17 protein-coding genes and 1 pseudogene are annotated in these 20483 nt (G+C 67.6%); 13 read left to right on the top strand and 5 right to left on the bottom strand.

What is annotated here, in order from left to right; genetic code table 11:
* Positions 1-197 precede the first annotated feature (197 nt).
* The 3 genes from CLM62_RS07080 to CLM62_RS07070 all read left to right on the top strand — a co-directional run bounded on the left by CLM62_RS07080 (position 198) and on the right by CLM62_RS07070 (position 3540).
* Positions 198-659: a hypothetical protein gene (locus CLM62_RS07080; protein WP_095748983.1), complete on the top strand. Its 462-nt coding sequence runs from the start codon at positions 198-200 to the stop codon at positions 657-659.
* 110 nt (positions 660-769) lie between these two features.
* Positions 770-2524, top strand: coding sequence for a S8 family serine peptidase (locus CLM62_RS07075; RefSeq protein WP_095748982.1), 1755 nt, complete (start codon positions 770-772; stop codon positions 2522-2524).
* Positions 2525-2685: 161 nt separating this feature from the next.
* Positions 2686-3540 (top strand): class I SAM-dependent methyltransferase, encoded by an 855-nt coding sequence (locus CLM62_RS07070; RefSeq protein ID WP_095748981.1) that lies wholly within the window; start codon positions 2686-2688, stop codon positions 3538-3540.
* Positions 3541-3573: 33 nt separating this feature from the next.
* Here CLM62_RS07070 and CLM62_RS07065 read toward each other — a convergent pair whose 3' ends face one another.
* Positions 3574-6000: a helicase-associated domain-containing protein gene (locus CLM62_RS07065; protein WP_095748980.1), complete on the bottom strand. Its 2427-nt coding sequence runs from the start codon at positions 5998-6000 to the stop codon at positions 3574-3576.
* 604 nt (positions 6001-6604) lie between these two features.
* On the opposite strand from CLM62_RS07065, the gene CLM62_RS07055 reads away from it, so the two are divergent.
* Positions 6605-7192 (top strand): GNAT family N-acetyltransferase, encoded by a 588-nt coding sequence (locus CLM62_RS07055; RefSeq protein WP_179381981.1) that lies wholly within the window; start codon positions 6605-6607, stop codon positions 7190-7192.
* Between the two features lie 394 nt (positions 7193-7586).
* On the opposite strand, the pseudogene CLM62_RS52940 reads toward CLM62_RS07055, so the two are convergent.
* Together CLM62_RS52940 and CLM62_RS07045 are read right to left on the bottom strand one after the other, a co-directional pair.
* Positions 7587-7904: pseudogene (locus tag CLM62_RS52940) on the bottom strand (CHAT domain-containing protein); the annotation flags it as partial.
* 41 nt (positions 7905-7945) lie between these two features.
* Positions 7946-9418 (bottom strand): ATP-binding protein, encoded by a 1473-nt coding sequence (locus tag CLM62_RS07045; RefSeq protein WP_095748977.1) that lies wholly within the window; start codon positions 9416-9418, stop codon positions 7946-7948.
* A 250-nt stretch (positions 9419-9668) separates the two neighbouring features.
* Here CLM62_RS07045 and CLM62_RS07040 point away from each other — a divergent pair, with 250 nt between their 5' ends.
* The 3 genes from CLM62_RS07040 (at position 9669) to CLM62_RS07030 (ending at position 14166) form a co-directional block, all read left to right on the top strand.
* Positions 9669-11366, top strand: a complete 1698-nt coding sequence (locus tag CLM62_RS07040) for a stealth family protein (protein ID WP_095748976.1) — start codon at positions 9669-9671, stop codon at positions 11364-11366.
* A gap of 29 nt (positions 11367-11395) precedes the next feature.
* Positions 11396-13213 (top strand): stealth family protein, encoded by a 1818-nt coding sequence (locus CLM62_RS07035; RefSeq protein WP_095748975.1) that lies wholly within the window; start codon positions 11396-11398, stop codon positions 13211-13213.
* Between the two features lie 221 nt (positions 13214-13434).
* Positions 13435-14166, top strand: coding sequence for a ferritin-like domain-containing protein (locus tag CLM62_RS07030; RefSeq protein WP_095748974.1), 732 nt, complete (start codon positions 13435-13437; stop codon positions 14164-14166).
* A gap of 300 nt (positions 14167-14466) precedes the next feature.
* Here the strand turns inward: CLM62_RS07030 and CLM62_RS07020 are convergent, their stop codons facing one another.
* Both CLM62_RS07020 and CLM62_RS07015 read right to left on the bottom strand, forming a co-directional pair.
* Positions 14467-14892, bottom strand: coding sequence for a PIN domain-containing protein (locus tag CLM62_RS07020; protein WP_095748973.1), 426 nt, complete (start codon positions 14890-14892; stop codon positions 14467-14469).
* Entirely contained in the window at positions 14889-15167 is a 279-nt protein-coding gene (locus CLM62_RS07015) for a CopG family transcriptional regulator (protein WP_095748972.1), read from the bottom strand. Before CLM62_RS07015 ends, CLM62_RS07020 begins: the two co-directional genes overlap by 4 nt.
* Positions 15168-15513: 346 nt before the next feature.
* Between CLM62_RS07015 and CLM62_RS51145 the strand changes: the two genes are divergently transcribed.
* The 6 genes from CLM62_RS51145 to CLM62_RS06980 all read left to right on the top strand — a co-directional run bounded on the left by CLM62_RS51145 (position 15514) and on the right by CLM62_RS06980 (position 20394).
* On the top strand, positions 15514-16125 hold the full coding sequence (locus tag CLM62_RS51145; RefSeq protein ID WP_257003698.1) for a hypothetical protein: 612 nt from the start codon (positions 15514-15516) through the stop codon (positions 16123-16125).
* Positions 16126-16181: 56 nt separating this feature from the next.
* A complete protein-coding gene (locus CLM62_RS07005; RefSeq protein WP_143658959.1) occupies positions 16182-16382 on the top strand; it encodes a hypothetical protein in 201 nt (66 codons plus the stop codon).
* 696 nt (positions 16383-17078) lie between these two features.
* The gene (locus tag CLM62_RS06995) at positions 17079-17327 is read left to right on the top strand and encodes a hypothetical protein (RefSeq protein WP_095748970.1); all 249 of its coding nucleotides are present in this window, start codon (positions 17079-17081) and stop codon (positions 17325-17327) included.
* Positions 17324-17725: a PIN domain-containing protein gene (locus CLM62_RS06990; protein ID WP_095748969.1), complete on the top strand. Its 402-nt coding sequence runs from the start codon at positions 17324-17326 to the stop codon at positions 17723-17725. Before CLM62_RS06995 ends, CLM62_RS06990 begins: the two co-directional genes overlap by 4 nt.
* Before the next feature lie 826 nt (positions 17726-18551).
* On the top strand, positions 18552-19472 hold the full coding sequence (locus CLM62_RS06985; RefSeq protein ID WP_095748968.1) for a hypothetical protein: 921 nt from the start codon (positions 18552-18554) through the stop codon (positions 19470-19472).
* Between the two features lie 139 nt (positions 19473-19611).
* Positions 19612-20394, top strand: coding sequence for a TIGR04255 family protein (locus tag CLM62_RS06980; protein ID WP_095748967.1), 783 nt, complete (start codon positions 19612-19614; stop codon positions 20392-20394).
* Positions 20395-20483 lie beyond the last annotated feature (89 nt).

The raw sequence follows: 20483 nt of genomic DNA, 5'->3' as shown, positions 1-20483 counted from the left end.
CGCAGTCAAACAGCCCCCAGTTTCCGGGCATCCGCGCTCTGACCGGCGCTCCGGTGGGGGTTCCTGCATCACGAACGCCGGACGTCGGATTGCGACCGAGGCAGCACCGACATAGCGTCACGAATGTCGGATTACACGACAAGGCCGACATCCTTCTTATGTCGGTCTCCCCTTGGTGGAAGCGAAATGGAGCATTCATGTCGGTGATGACCGGTACCCAACCCCTGCAGCAGGTCGGCCAGCAGGCCGGCCCGCAGCAGATCGCCCAGGTGGTCCAGCAGGCCGTCCAGCAGGCGTGCCAGCAGACGGCCCAGCAGGTCGCCCAGCAGGTGCAGCAGACGGCTCAGCAGATCCAGCAGATCCGTCAGCAGCTCCAGCAGCAGGGCATCGCCCCGCAGCAGGCGGACCCGTACCTCGCGCTCGCACTGCACCGCGCACTGCACACGAACATCCGGCAGGCCGTGGAGCAGTCCGTGCAGCAGGCGCTGCCGACCGCGATCGTGACGCTGCTGCAGCAGAGCCAGCAGGGTCAGCAGGGTCAGCAGCAGTGGGGCGGCGGGTTCGGCCAGCAGTCCTACGGCCAGCAGCCGTTCGGCCAGCAGGCCCAGCAGCCTGGCTTCGGCTTCGGTCAGATGGGTCAGCCGTTCGGTATCGGCTGACCTGAGGGCGGCGCGTTGCGGTGTGCCCGGAGCGGTCGGCCGGGCACACCGCATCACCGTGGAAGCGTGAGCCGCCCCGTCGCCGGATCAGATGCACATACGACGTAGGCGTGGTGAAGGTGGACGTGATGGTCAAGGAAAGGCCCGGAAACAGCCGCGCGAGCGGGGCGGAGGGCGGGGGCGCGGGCGGGCCCGAACCCGAGGGCAGGCAAGCGAAGCCGCAGGAGAAGGGCGCGAAGGCACCGCACTCGGTGCAACCGCGCCGCGAGCGGTACATGGTGACACCGCTGCCACAGCATCTGCTCCCACCGGGAGTGCCCCCACTGAGCATGGACGCGGTGTGTGACCGACTGGACCGGATGCCCGAGGTCAAGGTGACCCGCAGGCTCCAGCCGTCGGAGAAGCTCCAATCGGGCGGGCTGCATCCCTCCTGCCCGGAAATCGCGGTCGTGGAAGCGGCCGAGGCCCAGGTGCCGGCGATGCGATCGCTGCACGTACACATCGAGCCGGACCTGCCGCTGTCCGGCGCCCGACCCACCGCCACGGCGACCGCGGGGATCCTGCCGCTGCGCGATCCGGGTCTGGTCGTGCAGTTGGACGAACCGGTCGAGATCTCGCTGCGGGTGTGCGGCCCGGAGGGCGAACCGCTGGCCGGCGCGGGAGTCTTCCTGATCGGTTCGTCATGGCCGGGTCAGGGCATCACCGCGGACGACGGGAGGGTCACGGTCTCCCTGGCCACGGAGACGGCCGAGTCCGTCCAGTCCCTGTACGTCCGTCCCGTGGGCGGCTACCTGGACCGCTGGATCCGTCGCCCGGACCTGTCGGTGACCAAGGAGAACCTGGTCACCCTCACACCGCTGGCCAAGGTGTCCCCGGGACTGGACGAGAGGCAGCAGTACGGCTGGGGGCAGCAGGCCATGCGCCTCGACCGGCTGCCCCCCACGTTCCGTGCCTTCGGGGTCAAGATCGCGGTCATCGGTTCCGGTGTCTCCGCCGAACACCCCGATCTGAAGGAACGGGTGCGCTCCGGGACGGGTCTCGGACGTGGCGCGGACCTGGGCTGGGACCAGGACAAGGTGGGCACCGGCACCCATGCGGCGGGCATCATCGCCGGAGCGGACACCGGCACAGGTCTCATCGGCATCGCGGTCGACGCCGACATGGAGGTCTGCCAGGTGCTGCCGAACGGCTGCTTCAGCGACCTGATCGCCGCTCTGGATCACTGCATCCAGCACGACGTCGACATCGCCCACATCGCGGTGACGGCCCCGTACTCGTCGGCCCTGGTCTCCCGCAAGCTGGCCGATGCCAACGCGGTGGGCATCGCCTGCTTCGCCCCCGCGGGCGACACGAACGGCCCGGTCACCTTCCCGGGCTCCCTGCCCACCGTGTTCACCGTGGGCGCGCTGGGAGTCTTCGGCTCCTACCCGCCGGACACGTCCCAGGCCACCCATCTGGGCGTGCAGCTGACGCCGGAAGGGCTGTTCGCCGCACCGTTCAGTTGCTACGGCCCCGGGGTGGACGCGGCTGCTCCCGGTGTGGCGGTCCTCTCGTGCGCTCCGCGAGGCGGATACACGGCCCTCGACGGCACCGGCACGGCCTCGGCCCATGTCGCCGGTCTCGCCGCCCTCGTACTCGCCCACCACGAGGACTTCCACGGCCAGCTGCTGCCTCGTGGACCGGGCCGGGTGGAACGACTGTTCGAGATCATCGCCGCCAGCTGCCGCCCGCTGGCCGCCCCGGGAACCGCGGAGGCGGCACGGGTCGGTCGCGGCATGCCCGACGCTCTCGTAGCCCTGGGCCTGGCCCCCGGAGTACAACTCGCTCCGGCCTTGTCGCCCTACACTCCGTCCATGGTCGGTTAGACGCGATCAGCACTGTCCCCCTGACAAGCCAGCCGAGCGGCGCCCGCCCCTGAAGGGACGGGCGCCGCTCGCGATGTGTCTGCCCGTTTATATGAAAACGACAACCATTAAGGCTACTCTGCCGGTATGCCGCTGGGCCCACTCACTCTCAGGAGGAACCCATGGCCGTACCGAACCAGAAGCCGTCGGGCTCCGTACACCTGGGCACCGTCCAGGAGACGCTCCTGATCCCGCTCTACGGCCGCGCCGTGGAGAGCCGCAAACCCGAGCCGGTACTGCGCGATCCGGCGGCCGAGGCGATGGTGGCCGCGATCGACTACGACTTCGCCCGCTTCGACGGCGGGCCGAGCCTGGTCGGCACAGTGCTGCGCACCAACCTCTTCGACCACTGGGTACGCGCCTTCCTGGCCGAGCACCCGGACGCGACGGTGGTGGAGATCGGCACCGGCCTCAACACCCGTTACGAGCGCGTCGACAACGGCCGCGCCCACTGGTTCGAGCTGGACCTGCCCGACGTCATCGAGTTGCGGCGCACCTTCTTCGCCGACACCTCGCGCCGCCACATGCTCGCCGCGTCGGTACTGGACGACAGCTGGACCGCCGCGCCCCTGGCCACGGGCGGCCCGTACTTCCTGGCCGCCGAGGCGGTGCTGGCCTACCTCCCCGAGAAGGACGTACGCCGCGCCGTCGACCTGCTCGCCGAGCGCTTCCCCGGCGCCTTGCTCGCCCTCGACACAACGGGTCCCGGCATGGTCGACACCCAGGACACCCACGATGCGCTCAGCAAGGTGGAGGCACGGATCAGCTGGAACTGCCCGGACCCGCGGCTACTGGAGACCTGGCGCCCGGGCAACCACCTGCTCGCCTCACACACCTTCACCACCCTGCCCACAGAGGTGCACGACGCTTTGCCGGCGGAGCACCGGGAGATGATCGCGAGGATGGAGGAGCTGCGGCTGCCGCAGGTCGAGGATTACAGCCTGAACTTGGTCCGGTTGGCCGATTTGGCCGATTAGGCGGTCAGTACGGGCTCCCGCCGTAGACGTCGGCTACCCGGGCATGACGCCGTGAATGCGGGAGAGGGTGAAGACGCGTTCGTCGTCGCGCAGGTGGCACCAGGCATACAGGTGGGGCGGGTCGAGATCGAGTTCGCTGAGGGTGCGTACCGTGCGATTGCCCGAGGCGGCGACGTATTCGATGGTGATCGGCCGGCCTTCGTCGATGGCATGGGCCAGCTGACGGACATCGGCGAGGGAGAGCAGGCGCGCGTATCCGGCGACGATCTCCTCGGTGTCGGTGTCGAAGGGGATTCCGTTCCCCGGATCGGGTTCCGGTGTGGTGGGCGGGGCAGCCCGCAGCCTGGTGGCCAGGCTGCTCAGGTCGACGGTCGCCGACGCCTCCGCCGGGCGGGCGCTCGGGTCCCGACGGGCTGGCGCGCCGCCGGGCGGACGTGGGGACGGGACCGGGGCGGCAGCGCGGTGGCGCCGGGTCCGTTCAACACGTACGGCCCCGTCCGCGGTCTCGGCGACGGGGGCATAGCCCGCGGCCCGGAGTGCGGCGAGGGTTTTGTCCAGCGGGGTCCGGCTGACCAGCACCGTCGGCGCCAGTTGTCGTAGGCCGAGGTCGGCCAGCTTTCGGTGGGCGGCGAGTTCGGAGAGAAGGGCCGGTTCTTCGCCGTGGATCACGCAGGCCGCGGGGGCGATACGCATACGGCCGTGGCGGCGCGCGGTGTCGTGGATCAGGTACGACAGCGGTTGCGGCAGGGCGCCGACGGCGACGGCGGCCAGGTCGGCGACGACGGCGTCGGGTGTGCGGCCGCTGTCCAGGGCGCGGCGGATGGTGCCCGGACCGAACCGCCACACCGACGCCGTGCCGCCGACTTCCCTGTCCGCGACGGCATCCAGGAGCGCGGCGAGGTGGGCCGAGGGCGTGCCGGTCACGACGGCGGTGAGGTCGGCGCCGAAGCGGGCCGTCCTGGTGGCCGTCGGCAGCAGCCGCTGACAGGCTGCGGTCAGTGCTTCGGCGTCACCGGCCTTCAGGGCGGCACCGATGGGGGACAGGGCACCGCGGGCGGTGACTCCGAGCAGTTCCGCCTCGCGGACCACGGTGGCGAAGGGCGTGGTGTCCTGGGGGAGCGGATGGGCGAGCGGACGGAACCAGGCGACGAGCGCCCCCAGTTCCGTGGGGTCCGTCACTCCCCGGTCCGCCGGGAGTTGGGCTGCGGCGGCGAGGAGCCCGTCCCGGGCTCGCACACAGCCGCCGCAGGGCGCCGTTCCGGCGAGCGCGGGCAGCGCCTTGCCGTCCTCGTCGCGGGACTGGGTCGGCGTGAGCGGCAGCGTCCGCCACGCCTGGAGCAGCACGGTGAGCCGCTCCGCCGGTTCGCGTTCCGCCCAGGCGTCGTAGCCTTCCGTCGCCGCGGCCCGGCTGCCGTCCCTGGCGAGCAGCCCAGCGGCGTACGCCGTCTCCAGAGCGAGGCGTACGACCATGTCGCCGCACTGCGCTGCCTTGCCGATCCGGGACAGCTCACGCGCCCCGACCCCGCCGGACTTCAGCAGGGCCGGCGGAGAGGCGGAGCACGTCGCCAGCACCGATGCGGCATGAGCGGCGAACGCCGTGGCCGCTGCCGCCGCCTCCCGGTCCACGTCCGCCGAGGTGACGGACGCCGTACGCACGTCGGGCGGGGCAGGCTCGAACGGCGCGTGCCAGTCGGCTCCGCGCAGTACGAGCGCCACCTCGGCCGGCATACGGGCGGGTCCGTACCGGTGACGGTCCTGTACCAGCAGTCCCCTCTCCAGCGCCCAGCGGGCGCCCGGCTCGGAGTCGGCCTGGGGGACACCGAGGATGAACTCCGTTGGAAACCCTGGTTGTTCGCCCTCGCTGTGCGCTCGCCGTTCAAGCAGTTCGCGGGCGGCGGCGGGCGCCCCTGCCACCACCTCGGCGACCCGCCCGGGATCGCTGTGGTGATCCACCAGGGCTGTCAGCCGCTGTTGCCTGGCATTACCGGGCGACTGGACGCCCAAGGCCACCAGCATGCGGCGCAGTTCCTCGGAGGTCGTGTCCGCCAGCAGCTGAGCGAGCGGCGCGTCCAGCCCCAGGGGCGAGTCCCACGCCTGCCGCAACGGCGCCGCCATGCGCAGCAGCCCTTCGCCGTCCGGCCAGACCAGCGCGTGATCGGCCAGCGCCCCGAGGGCCGCGTCCAGCCCACGAGCGCTCTCCGCTCCTTCCGCGCCCAGCAGATCCACCAGAGCGGCACGTGGCGCCGGCCCCAGCACCGCCAGCGCCTCGGCCACCTGCAGGTGAGGCAGCGCGAGCCCGGGCAGCACGAGCGCCACCGACGCCGGGCGCTGAAGGCGGTCCGCCAGTTCGCCGAACGACCGCGGCTCCGGCGGGGACACGGCGTCCGCGCGAGCAGCGAGAACCCGTTCCAACTGAGGGATGTCGAGACCGCTCAGCCACGCGACGAGTGTTGATCCGATGGGCTTGCTGATGGGGGCACCTCACGAGAACGAGCACTGTTGGTGTCCAGGACCGGAACCGGTCCTACGCAGGACACCAGAATGGCGCATGGCGCGGGACGGCCGCGTCCCGCGGCAACAGATACACGCGTCTGTGTGAAGGCGGGGTGCTGTGGGGCGACCTCGTTGCATGACGCGAAGCCGGCAGAAGTAGCGGGGTCCTGGACCGGCTACGACCGGACGAACGTCGTTTTCCGGCCGGACGGGAAGGCCGACATCCGTCTCCTGGACGGACAGGAGTGGGACTTTGACGACAGGTGGCGCCTGTCAGGTACGGGAAGCTGGAAGCTGACCCGGCAGCGGGCCGGTTGGAACGACGGCCAGCACGTCCAGTTGACTCTCACCTCACGCACTGCGGTGGCGGCTCGTGCGTCGGAGGCCAGTGAACCTCTGGGTCCGCCTACGGACCGTCCCGAGTCGGGGGCTTGGATGCCCGTTCATCACGGGCTATAGAGGCTTCCGCTGGTGGCTTCAAAGTCTGGGTGAGCCACTGGCGGTCGGTGGGGTTGCTGTACTTCGCTGTTGTACGGCTACGGCTGATGATCATCGGCTTTACTCTGTTCGGGTGAACAACCAGTCTCTTGAGGGCACTGTTGTCCGCCTCCTCCCGTTGTCTGCCGACCACGCCGAAGCTCTCTTCCTGTCAGCATCCGACCCCGAAGTGTGGCAGTGGATGCCCCGGCCGCGGCCTGAGACCGTAGCCCAACTGCGCCAGATGCTCAGCGAGATGACCGCCGACCCAACGCGGCGCTGCTTCGCAGTGCAACGCCGTGACGACGGCACCGTGATCGGCTCAACCAGCATTTATGACCTCGACCTGGGCGAGAGCCGGGCTGAGATAGGCGCGACCTGGTTCGATCGCTCCTGCTGGGGCGGCCCCTACAACGCCGAGTCCAAGCTCCTGCTGTTCAGCCATGCCTTCGAAGACCTGCAGCTTGCTCGGCTGGCCCTACGCACCGACAACCTCAACGTGCGCTCCCAGCAGGCCCTGGCTCGCCTAGGCCTGGTCCACGAAGGAACCTTGCGCAGCCATATGCGGCGACAGGACGGCACTCGCCGCGACTCGATGTACTACAGCCTGCTCGCAGATGAATGGCTCACCGTCCGCGATGCACTGCGTGCACGGGTCGTCGCCAAGACTGCATCGCCATGACGAAAGAGGTCTACGCCGAAGCGAGCGAAGCGGAGGTGCGCGCCGCGATCGGCGAGCTGTCCGACGCCATGGGCGGTACCGCGTTGAGCCGCGGCGAGCTCGGCGAGCATGATCAGGATCTCACACGTGCGATGGGACGGTTGCGGACGAGGACCTGCTCAGGCCGCACATCATCCGCGCGGCTCCGGAGCGCATCGTGTTCGCGGTGGGAACACAGATCAACGGAGCCCCGCACATCGGAACATCCCTGGTCCAGTCGCTCACGTTCGCCACGGCCCGCATCCGGGACAAGTTCGGCGTACAGCTGAATGAGACGGAAACTGAGACGGCTGATGCCCTTCCGCGTGGCCCTGTGGGCGGGGAGCACCTCACAGTTCGGGAACCTGCGCCGCAGCAGCCCGGCTTCGGCGTCCGTGTCCCTCAGGAATCGGCATCCCGTGAACGGCTGTGAGACCAGCAGGCCGGCCAGGGGGCGGCGGGAGGTCCGGATAGGCCGGGACCGGGCATGTCGAAGGGCCTTCACTGTCGTCGCGTAGGAGGAGACGACCCGGTCCAGGACGTTGTCCCGGCTGCCGTCGTGTCGACCTGCCATGTGCAGAGGCAGCAGGGTCAGCGGGCCGGTCGGCGACCACCACAGCCGAGGCCCGGAAGGAGCGTCGGGCAGTGGTCCCTGGTGGAGGAAGACGTTGTGATGGTGCCCATCCCCATGCACCACGCCGCAACGGCGCCGCCATGCAGGGTTTGGGAGCTATATCAGATGGGGCTGTACAGGGTCGCCAAGTCGATCAGACGGACGTCGGGATCCGCCTCCGCTGAGGAGCGCGCCTTGTCGTTGAAGCCCGCTCCGCTGAAGCAGACGATCCGGGTGCCGCTCGTGTCGTAGCGTCCGGCCTGGGTGATGAGGTCGCGGATGTGCCGGAGTCGTTCGATGTGGGCCATGCCCATGGTGTCGTTCCATTTGGCTTCCCCAATGGCCAGGAGTGGCGGTTTGGCGCCGTCGGCGATGCCGATGACCGCCACGTCGACCTCATGGCCGATACGGGCCTTGGAGTCGTGGACCACGCCGTGTCCGACGCGGGCGGGCAGACCGCCCAGCAGTTCGGGGTCGGCGTGATGGAGGGCCCAGTCGCGGCAGACCTGCTCGAAGTGGGGTCCCAGGACGTTGCTGACGAAGCGGCGGCGGCTGGCTTGCCACACCCGTGTCGCGCTGCCAGGGCGCTCGAGCTGGTCCCAGACCGGCCGCATGATGGCGTGGTGGAAGCCGATCAGCGGCTCGGCGATGCGGTAGGTAGGCCGGTTGTCGCGGAAGACGTCGGCGTCCCGATGCAGCAGTCCGGCGTCTTCCAGGACGTTGATGGGGTGCGCGATGTCGGTGGCCTTTCGTTCCAGATAGCCGGCCATGCCGCCGCGGGTGGCGTTGCCGTCGGCGACGGCGGCCAGGACGGACAGGTACAGGGCGGTGTCGCGAAGGTCGGGTTCTTCGGCGAGCAGGTATCGGGCCTCGCGGAAGAGGGGGGTCTCGGGGTTGAGGACGGTGCGGATGACCCAGTCGTCGAAGTCGTCCGGCCCCTTGGGAGTGTCGCCGCGGGCGAACTCGCGCCGGTAGGCGGGAGTGCCGCCGACGATCGCGTTGACCCTCATGGCCAGGTGGGGATCGGTGATCTCCCAGAAGTCGGCGGCCAGGCGGTGGTCGAGGGGGCGGACGACCAGTTCCAGACCCGCCCGTCCACGCAGTGGGGCATTTCCCGACAGCAGCCGACCCATGAAGGACAGCGCCGAGCCGCACAGCAGCAGCCGAGTGCGCGAGTCGGTGCGCTGGTCACGCAGGGGACGCAGTGCCTCCTGGACGATCGAGGGCAGTTCCGGGTTGGCCTTGGCGAGGTACGGAAACTCGTCGATCACCACGGGGACGGGCCGTTCGGAGCCGAGCGCGAGAAGCGCGTCGACAGCCTCTGACCAGTTGGCGAAGTGGAACGGGCTGGCGGGTCGGACGTGATCGGTCAGCGCGGTGCTGATCCTCCGCAGTGACTCGGCGTCCGTAGCTTCGGTCGCACCGAAATAGAACCCTCCGGCGGCGCGGCACGCGGCGTCCAGCAGGAACGTCTTGCCCTGGCGGCGACGTCCGGAGACCACACCGAGCGTCGCGCCCGGCTGCGGATCGGTGATGAATCGCCTCAGCGCCGACCACTCGTAGCCCCGGTCGAACATCTCGGCAGGCTTGTCCACGGCTCTTCCCCAAAGTAGAAGTACGCCTCTATTAAACGTACTCCTATATTCAGCTTTCACTGAAGCGGCGAGCTGCACGCCTCTCTCAAGATCGACAAGCGGCAGCTCCCTACCACGCCCAGGTGTGGGTCAGTTGTGTGGACGACCCCTCATTCGTAAATTTTCGGAGAACTCTTCTACAACCTTCCGCCGCACGCGCCTGTCTGGCTAACGCAGGGATGTTTGGGGTCGATGAAGAGGAGCTCAGAACGTGACCGTGCGTTCCTTTGCCCGGCGGATGCGACCGCGAGTCGAGCGGAAGGCCGCCGAAAGGGTGTGGCAGCTGCGTACCATGCGGCGGCGCCGCAGGGCAGCGGTCACGGACCCGGTGCTCCGCCCGGTGGCGGTGCGCGGCCAGCGGCTCTACGGACGGGTCGTGAGCCGGTTCAGCGCTGCCGATGCGGCCGCCGCCAACCTCGGCCTGGTCGTCGCCGCGCTGGAGCAGGAAGGTATCCCCTACTTCCTGGTACCGGCCTCACGTACGCGCCACACGGTCGGCGTGAACGCCGTCGACCGGGAGCGCTTCCTCACCACCCTCGAGGCGCAGAACGCGGGGAAGGCGGTGTTCATCGGCAGACCGGTGACCGGCGGAAAGCTCAACAATCCCGCGCTGTTCATGGACGGCGTACTGCCGACCCCGCTGCGTACGGCCCCCATACTGCGGATCGGGGAGAACCACCTCGGGCCCTCGGGCCAGCTGCTCGCCGGGCCGGAGCTCGCCTGCGACGTCGAGTTCTGGGAGGACGGGGCACAGCTCCTCGCCTCCGACGACGGGCCTCGCCGACTGGCAAAGGTGCAGCCGCAGGCATCCGAGGACATCTTCGCCGAGTCCCTCGTCGCGCCGCGGAACAACGGCATCACGGACGTACTGCCGGTGTCCGAGCAGAAGCCGGCCGCGGTGCGGGTCGGCGACCGGGAGCTGCCGAGCTTCGTCCCGCTCACCCTGCCGACCGTGAGGGACGTGACCTTCCCCGTCGACGTCGTCTACACCTGGGTGGACGGCGAGGAGCCGGAGATGCGCGCCAAGCGGGCCCGGTACCAGGAGGGTGGCATCGCCGAGATCCTGGACAAGGAGACCAACGCCTCCCGCTACACCAGCCACGACGAGCTGAAGTACTCGCTGCGCTCGCTCGCGATGTACGCCGACTTCGTCCGGCACATCTACATCGTGACCGACGGCCAGAAGCCGCACTGGCTCGACGACCGGGCCCCGGGGATCACGGTCGTCGACCACCGCGACATCTTCCCGCAGGGTGTACTGCCGGTGTTCAACTCCCACGCGATCGAGACCCGGCTGCACCACATCCCGGGCCTGTCGGAGCACTACCTGTACTTCAACGACGACGTGTTCGTCGGCCGCCGGGTCAGCGCGGAGCACTTCTTCCACGGCAGCGGCCTGATGAAGATCCCGGTGTCCCCGCTCAAGATAGGCGTCGGCAAGCCGCACGCCGAGGAGACGGCCACCAACTCCGCGAGCAAGAACGTCCGCCGGCTGCTGCTGGAGAAGTTCGGGCGGATGACGACGAACAACTTCATGCACACTCCGCTGCCGCAGCGGCGAGAGACACTGCGGGCGCTCGAGGAGCTCTTCGCGCAGGACATCCGCCGCACCACGGCGTCCCGCTTCCGCTCGCCGCAGGACATCGCCATGACGTCCCCGCTGCTCTACCAGTACGCGCTGATGACCGGCCACGGCGTGCCGGGGAAGTACAGCTTCCGGTACGTGAACATCAGCCGCCCGGACGCCGAAAGACGCCTGGCCGATCTGCGCCGCAACCGCCGCTTCGACTTCTTCTGCCTCAACGACGTCGATGTGCCGCCCGAGGAACGGGAGCAGGTCGGCGTCCGGATGAGTGAGTTCCTGGAGGACTACTTCCCCTTCCCCAGCCCCTTCGAGAAGCAGAAGTAACGGGGCTGGGGGGCATGGACATGGGGGGCATGGACATCCGTCACCGCTTTGGAATGCCGGGGGGCATCCGAGCGGCCCGGGACTCTCTGGTACGCCTGCGGCTCTGGCTGTCGGCCCGGCTCTGGGCGCTGCGCGCGGCACGGGCCCGACGGCGCCTGCGAGCCGCCGTCCCCGGACTGCGCCGGGTCACCTTCGGACCGACGCGGCTGTACGGCCGTACGGTCGCCGGCTACACCGCCGCGGACGCCGTCGAAGCCGATCTCGAGCGGGTGTGCACCCTGCTGGAGGGGCTCGGCGTCCCGTACTTCCTGGTCCCCGCCGACCACGGGCACGGTGCGCCGCGGCAGGTCATCGGCGTCGAGGAGACGTACCGCGGCACGGTCCTCTCCCAGGCCGCTCAGCGCTTAGCCGGCACCGTCGGGTATGTCGGCGCCGTCGGACCGGACGGCACCGTGGCGAACGCGGCACTGTGGGCCGACGGGAAGCTGCCGCGGGCGCTGGGGCGGGCCGCGGTGCTCCGCACCGGCGTGGTGCGCCTCGGCCCGGAAGGCCAGGTCCTCACCGGCCTCGAGACGGGCTGCGACATCGAGTTCTGGCGTCACGGCCGGGACCTCGCCACCGCTGCCCCGGGCACGGATCCCTCCTGGCTCACCGTGCCCGGCAGCCGGTTGCCGGACGTCTTCGGCCCGGCGCTCGTCGCCCCGCGCCGCAACCCCGTGTCGGAAGTGCTCCCGGTGGCGGCACAGCAGCCGGCCGCGGTGGCGGGCCGGCGCAGCGTGCCGACGTTCGCCCCGTTCGCCGAGCCGGGCATCGACGAGGTGCGCTTCCCCGTCGACGCCGTGTACACCTGGGTCGACGGGGACGACCCGGCCATGGCCGTGAAGCGCCGCGCCTATCAGGAGCTCTCCGACAACATCATCGCTCCGCGCGAGACCGGCGCCTCCCGCTACACCAGCCATGACGAACTGAAGTACGCCCTGCGCTCGCTGGAGATGTACGCCGGGTTCGTCCGGCACGTCTACCTCGTGACCGACTCCCAGATCCCCGCCTGGCTGGACCCGGACGCGGAGGGCCTGACCGTGGTCGACCACCGGGAGATCCTGCCGGCCGACGCGCTCCCCGTCTTCAACTCGCACGCGATAGAGAGCCGACTGCACCACATCCCTGGCCTGTCGGAGCACTACCTCTACTTCAACGACGACGTCTTCATCAATCGCCCGGTACAGGCCGAGCACTTCTTCCACGGCAACGGCATCGCCCGCATCCCGCTGTCCCCGCTGAAACTCGGAGTCGGCGCCCCACACCCACTCGAACCGGCCCCGAACTCCGCCGGCAAGAACGCCCGCGAGGTGATCAGGCGCTTCCACGGCAGACACATCACCAACAAGTCACTGCACACCCCGCATCCCCAACTGCTGTCGGTCATGCGCGAGATGGAGAGCCTAGAAATCGAAGAACTCAACCGGACCTCCTACTCCCGCTTCCGCTCCACCTCCGACGTCGCTCCGGCGTCCACGCTCCACCACCACTGGGCGATCGCGACCGGCCGGGCAGTCCCGGCCGACTACCGCTTCCGCTACGTCCAACTGGGCACTCCGGACATGCGCCGCCGCCTGGCCCGCCTCGCGACCGGTGAGGACATCGACTTCTTCTGCCTCAACGACGTGGACACCGCCCCGGCGGCCAGGTCGGCCGCCCAGGCCACCATCCGCACCTTCCTGGAGCGGAAGTACCCGTTCCCGAGCCGCTTCGAAGGGGCGGCTCGGGCTGTCTCGCGCTCGGTCGCGCCGCTCACGGCGAGAGTCCCGTCGCAGCCGACGCGGGAGGGAGTACAGGTTCGCGATTGATGCTGCCCGCATCGGGGTCATTTCATTTGACTTTTGCAGGTCACGGTCCTGGTGTGAGTGGTGGGCCGTGTGCGGGGGCGTTCATGGGCAGTCGGCTCCTCGTCCTGCACCGACCTCGGCTCGAATGGTGAGCGCCTGGCAGAAGCGGAACGTTTTCGTGTCCGCCTGCGTCGTCCCTCTCCGGGGCACGGTGGCTCTGTGCCCCGGAGAGGGGATACCGGGTGCATACGGGCGGCTTCGCCAAGTGGACAAGGCGGTTCGAGGACGAGCGCGAGCGCAGACGCGCCCAGGGTGATCCGGACTGGGGGAAAAGCGCGACGCTGCATCCGGCGGTGTGGGCCAGCATCCAGCGCTTCCAGGTCGGCGAGGACGGTGACGGCGCCAACCTCGTCGGCAAGGCGGACCAGGCCGGCGACGCCGACTACGGGCAGGCGGTCCGGCTCTTCGTCGCCGAGGAACAGAACCACGCCCGTCTACTTGCTCGGCTGCTGGCTGCGGGGGGCATACCGACGTTGACCGGTCACTGGAGCGACGTGGTCTTCGTACGGCTGCGGCGTCTCATGGGCCTACGCATGGAACTGCTGGTGCTGATGATCGCGGAAGTGGTGGCGCTGCGTTATTACCGGGCCCTGCGCGATGGCACCGACGACTCGCTCACCGCGGAAGTGGCGGGGCGGATCCTGTCCGACGAGCAGCGCCACGTCCCGTTCCACTGCGAGCGACTGCACGCTTCCCTGGCGGAGCTGCCCCGCACAATGCGGCGCCCGGTGATGGCCCTGTGGCGACTCCTTCTGCTCGCGGTCTCTCTCGTCGTCGCCGCCGACCACGGTCCGGCACTGCGCCGACTCGACATCGGGCGCCTGCGATTCGTGGTTGATGTCATGACCTCGTCCCACACGGTGGTCTCCGCAGTGCTGGTGCCCCGCCCAGACGCATGGACGAGTGCGGGCTGACAACAGGTGGCGGCTCAGCCCGAGGACCTCACCCGCTCCGTCATCACCCTGTGCGGCCGCTGCTTCGCCCTCAGGAGTCGTCCTCCGGGTGCCGCCCGGCGTTGGCCGGTAAGCGGACCGCTTGAAGGTGCGCGGACGCGGTGGTCAAGCCGAGCTCCGCCGCCTTGGCCGGCGAGTCCACCGTCCGCTCACCCTGAGCGATGAGATCGAGCAGCTCCAGACGCTTGCCGCTGCGAAACGCCTTCCCTACACGGGCGAACTGGGCGTGAATGAGACCAGATCTGAGACCAGAGCGTTAGGTCAGACCTTCCTGACGACGATCGTGTTCGGGACCAGCTTCTCCAGGTCGTCCACGTCGGAGGTAAAGACGGTGACCTGCCCCTTCTGCTGTCGGGCGACGACGGCGAGCACCGCGTCGATCGCGTACTTGTGGCCGTGGAGCTTCGCATCGGCCAGGAGCCGGCGGGCCTGGCGGGCCTCGTCCTTGCCGATGTCGGCGACTTTCAGCCGCGAGAGCACCCAGTCCCAGCGCTGCTCGGTGGTTCTGCCGTCGTACGCCTCGATCAGCGTCATGGGGGACGTGACCACCTCGGCTTCGCCCCGGGCCGCGAGGTCGAGCCGGGCGATCATCTTCCGGTCGCCACGCACAGCCAGGGACAGGGCCTCGCAGTCGAGTACGAAGACGCGCAGTGGCCGCTGCCCGTACTCACCGGCCCGCTTCTTCACGCGGCCTCTCCGGACTTGTGTTCTCCACTGGTGCGGCGGCGCTCGTGTTCGGCGTCGAGATCCTCCAACTCCTCGAGCGCGGCCGCGTGCTCGTCCTGAGTGACCGGGCCGTGTTCCTCCTGCAGCCAGTCGACCAGCTCCAGCAGACGGTCCCGGTCGCGCTTGAATCGCAGTGCTTCGGCGACATACGCCGAAAGTCCCCGTTCAGCCGCCTCGGCGCGGATCTCGTCCAGGAGATCCTCGGGGATCGTTACTGTCACTTTCTTGGTGGCCATACAAGAGACCATACTCTTGGTGTGCGCGCCCCTACCAGAGGGTGCTGCGGTCAGTCAGACCCAGGAGGCCAGTGATCAATCTATGAACCTTCCCGCACATGATTACCGGGCCATGCGACGTCACTCGGTCATCTCATGCCGTTCACCCTTGCTGGCGCATGCACCGGCGGGTGCGGATAAGTGCCCTTCGCGGCGGTGAGCCTCCAGTCGTTGAACGGAATGACAGGAGGCGAGTCCGTGTCCTTGCTGCCTTCGGCAGACGTCTTCAGGTCGATTGAGCTAAAGGTTTCGCAGTTGCTCAGCGGACAGTTGGTCTGTCCACATGCGCCAGGCGCGAGATGTTTGGGTGGGTGAGCACCTCACGCTCTCGGAGGCGAAGGAAGCGGCGGCACGCGATGCCGCTGACGTTGCGCTGCGCGATGCATTGTGGCGGGGCGTGGGACGGGATGCCCGCAGCGACGTCCCGAATCTGGCTCAGCGCAGCCAGTTGCTCGCGCTGTACTTCGTCATCCCCTACCTGCGGAAATCGGCCGTGAGAGTGTCGAGGAGGCTCTGCGTCGACGTCGCGGAGGTGAGGTCAGCCATGGTGTTCGGTGCGTTGTACGGGCTGGCTGTGGCTGCCGAAGGTAACGACGTTCGTGACGAGGTCGTCCGAGCCGCCAACGCCGCTGGCTGGGCGGTGGAGCGGGCTGATCCGGCCGAGCGTACGACGGATCCGCACAGCCTTGTCGACCGCGCGAGCCGACTTGACGACGGTTACTCGCCCCGCCGCAACGAGTCGGACATCCAAGTGGTCGACGAGATGGATCCTTCGTTGTGGGAGCGCGTCAGCGGCGAACGTATGGGTGCTACCTTGCATCGCCTCGGGATCTTGGGTGACTTCCTTGCCTTGGATTCGGGGCAGGTGCCCACGGGTGAGACCGACGAACTCGACGGACGGCAGAAGGAAGCCGAGTGAGCCCGAGCGCAAGGCGACTGTCGCAGTGGCTGGCCGAGCCCATGCCTCTGCGCAAGGTGGCAGAACTCCTCGGGGTTGACGCAGCGAAGGCGCCTGGACTGGTGAGAGCGAACCGGTTCCCCTGCCGTGTCTCGAAGGTCAAGGGAAAGTACGTAGCCTCTGTCGCCGACGTGATGGAGGCCATGGGGATCGATGATCCGATCGTGCGGACCGGCGACCTTCTGGGAGGAGCTGAGTTTGCGAGGCGATGGGACTGAGGGCCGGTCGCTGGAGGCTGAGCGCCACGCCAGGGGTCGGACCGCGCAAGCGGTCCGACCCCTGGCGTGCGAGATGAAACGGCCTGGTAAGGCGGACGTGGATGGTCAGTACTGATCCGTCAGCGGCTTCTATCGCACTGAAGCAGAACGCTCCGGCAGCATGCGGTGGAGGTGGACGTGCTGCGATGTAGGTCGAGCCCCCTCCTGATGCTGATCTTGGCCGCCGGCCTGCAGTCGCACCGCCTTCGTGCTTCGGGGTGCAGTTACCGAACCCCACCAGGCAACGTCACACGCCGGCAACCGCGAGCCTTGGCTTGACTGCTGGCTACGGCGCCAGGACGGATACGCCGCCGCTGCTGAACACACCGGTCCTCAACCGTACGGTGCAGCGCACGGTGAGGCCATGAGCACCTGGGCCCCAGCCGTGCTGGAGGTGTTGATCGAAGAGGCCACCGTCGACGCCTACGGCGAGGATGAGCCCAGCTCACCGGCTTCTGGACCTGCCGCTGCCGGAACCCGCCCCCGAGGGCTGGCAATGGATCGAGGCATACCGCTACTGGGCCCGCTGAACTGGCGCGTCGTACAACTGTCCAGCTGAGCCCCTGCTCGAACGGACAGTCGCCCCGACTGCCGCTGACGGACCGACTGCGGGGAACAGACAGCACGTAGCGCGCATACCGCAGTATGCTTGCGGCTATGGCTGACACCACACGCATCACGGTGACACTCCCCACCGAGCAGGTGGCGGAGCTGAAGAAGATCACGGACAATATCTCCGGCTACGTGGCCGAAGCGGTCGCCAGGCAGATCCGGCACCAGCTCCTGGGGGCCGACCTGCGCAGCCACACAGACGAACACGGGGCCTTCACTGAGGAAGAGCTGGCCGAGGCGCGGGCGCGGATCTTCGGTACGACGTCGGCCGCCGGCGGCGCGAGCGCCGCGTGAGCCGGCACATTGAGACCGTCGTCCTGGACAGCGAGGGGCTGTCGGCCTGGGTGGCGCAGGACCGGAAGGTTCTGGCGATGTTCCAGGTGTTCCACGACATGGGAGCGGACCTTGTCGTCAGCGCCAACACCATCGTGGAGGTGAGCCACGCCAGGGTGAACCTGTCCCGACTGCAATGGGCGCTCTCCCGGGTCAAGGTGGAGCCGATCACGGAGGCAGCGGCCAAGGCGGCGGCCCAACTGCTCAAGGACGCCGGTCTGCACGGACACAAGTACGCGATCGACGCCACCGTCGCGGAAGCGGCCTTGCGTCAGCCTGGCCCGGTCGCCATCCTCACGTCGGATGTCGATGACATGACCCGGCTGTGCGGCAGCAAGGTCCGGGTGATCGGGCCATGACCGCGACATCGTCCCGGGACCATGGACAGATCCGCGTGGATCCGCCGAGACCAGAGTCGCCGCAGGCCAACCCGTGATGGGTGAACAAGGCATCGACGGATGCGGGGGCATGACTGCGTTCGGCGTCAAAGCTCCTCAGGGCGCAACGCCTGCTGGCGGCTCAGGGCGGCGACTGCCTCTTCGTCTACGCCGTTGAGGACGGCCACTCATCGTGTGGGTCCTGGTGGCCGGTAACCGTCGTGACGTATCCCGTCAGCTGGTGTGGCTCCCCGCAGTCTGCGCCGGTCGCCCTAAGGACGTGAGCGTGCACCCTTCCTGCTTGATGAAATGTCCTAAACGTCGCGTATAAATGCAAGCGAAACTGCAACCAAGGCATGCCGAAGAGCCAGACCGCTACGAGCGGTCCAGCTCTTCGTTTCGCCTGGTCAGGCGGCTGCGGAGGATACGAGATTCGAACTCGTGAGGGGTTGCCCCCAACACGCTTTCCAACTGTCCGTGTGGCTGTCCGGGGGCGTTCGCAGGGGTTCGCGGGGCAGGTCAGAGGGGGTGTGCGTACGGCGGTGAACGGTGGCGGCCGTCAGCGCACTGGACAAAGACCAGGACAACGAACGGTGCCGAACAGGGCGGATTCGAACCTGCAACCTTCTGATGCGTAGGGATGTGCTACACGCATAGCGTCGGGTCGGACCGAGCGACCACGCTCGCTTCGTTCAGTCATACGGCCCAACCCGACGCACCGTCTCATCTATCGTTATATTCAACGTCTTGTCGGCCCAGGAGTCGCCGATTGGGCGCCCACAGCACAAGTGGTCACTGGGGAGGCGCGTTGGGCAGCTTCGTCGATGATGGGATGCCGGCGTCACGCGAAGACTGGCCGCAGGGGGTCCTGGAGGCGCTCGACCCGTTTACGCAAGGCGACGTCATCGCCTGTCCAGACTTCGTCTTCCACGGAGCCCCATTCGCCCCCGTCACCCGCACGAGCAAAAGCTACGCGGACGACTTCGAGGTGGCGATGCCGGTGATGGTGGACCCTGATGATCTCCCACCATGGGCTCTGGTGACCACAGGAACATGCGATCTCGCCGAACAAGACGCGCCTGTACCTAGGAAACCGTTCGTACAGGTAGCCCCGATCGTCGACATGTCTGACGCTGAGCCCGGCGACCAGAAGCTGATCAAGAACAACAGGTTCGGTTATCTGCTCCACGTACCCCTGCTAGCTGAGATCAGGGCGGGACTCTGGGTGGCAGACCTTCGCATTGAGTATCCAGTGGAGAAGAGTTGGGTAGCTGGCCAGGAGAGATTGCGAGGCTGGGCCACCGAACGCGATCAGCAGATCGTTGGGCAGGCACTGGCGAGACAGAGACAACGTCCAGCCATGGGACGGCCGTTCATCGATCATGTGCTGAAACCGACGCGCAGACGCCTGGGTGAACTACGCAGAGATCAGAGAGGCCTCGCGGACCGTGTAGACGCCGAGATCAGTGAGTGGGCAGTCGAAGTCGACAGCCGCTTGGATCCCAAGCGGGTGGCGATCGTGCTGCTCTCCGACGATTCCACCCCGAGCGAAGAGGTTCAACAGTGGTGGAGAGAGACGGTTGATCACCTTCGGGAGGGGGTAGCGGCCGAGGGCGGCGGGCTGACCATCATCGGGCCCCGATTTGAACGCCTGGACGAACTGTCAGTGGGCGAGTACCGCAAGCTCACGCCGCTTGACACCCCTCACAGTAGGTTTAGCAACGAGTGAGCATTTAAGGAAAAAACTCACGCAGTGTAACGCACTTCTGGTTGACAGTTGGGCGCAGTAGGCGCCACAGTCAAGGTGTGCAAGTTTGTGAAAGTTACTAGCTGGTAGGTCAAGTGAGCGCCACAGGATCGGGGTGGGCATGAGCTGGTTGACAGACGAACCCAAGGACCGCCGACTCGACAACCCCCCGCTTGCCCTCGTCGTGTGTCAGGTGCGTCACGAAACTGAATATGCGGCCAGCGATGCAGCCCGAGCACTGCGGATCAAGGACTCGCTGGACTGGCAAACGGAACTTAACGAAAGTGTGACTCAGGGCGTAAACGTCGCCCTGGGTCAGAGTTTCGGATTGACCGCTTCCCAAACGCCCGCGATGCGCGGATGGCAGCTCCGTTCCTCCGATGGGGGATGGATTGTCAATATTCAGCCAGACCATTTTGCCATCGAGACGACTGCTTACGAAGGGTGGGAGAAATTCAAGCAGAGACTAGGGATGCTGATCCAGGCAGTCGGCGAAAACATCTCTCCGTCCCTGCGTCATCGCGTCGGCCTTCGATTTGTCAATCAAATCGGCTACCCGAATGTAGAGAGCCCGCAAGATTGGAAGGAGTGCATCGGAGAAGTAATTTACCAGGAGAAGCTTTACAGCAGTCTTGGGAGTTCCCTCAAGGCGGCTATGCAGGTGTTCGAGGTTACTGCCCCGGACGGCAATACTCTCGTTATGCGCCACGGTTTTCAGGCTTCCGGTCATGGTGAATCCATGACTTATGTTCTGGATAACGACTGTTCGCGAACTGGGTCACTAAAGTTTGATGCTTCCGAGATCTTGGGAATCGTCGAATCGCTCCACAAGCTCTCCCTGCGTGCATTTGAGATGGGCACCTCGGAAGCGCTTCGCAAATACTTGGGCGAGGAGGATTCGTGAGCACCGTTTCCGATGTTTTGGAAAGTTATGCACGGGATTGGTCGATCGATGCAACCCCGCTGATCTCAGTAAAGCCCAGTACTTCTATT

This window comes from Streptomyces sp. SA15 (genome assembly GCF_002291145.1).
Classification (GTDB): Bacteria; Actinomycetota; Actinomycetes; order Streptomycetales; family Streptomycetaceae; genus Streptomyces.
Note: the sequence above shows the minus strand (reverse complement) of the source record. Positions and strands in the feature narration are given on the sequence as shown.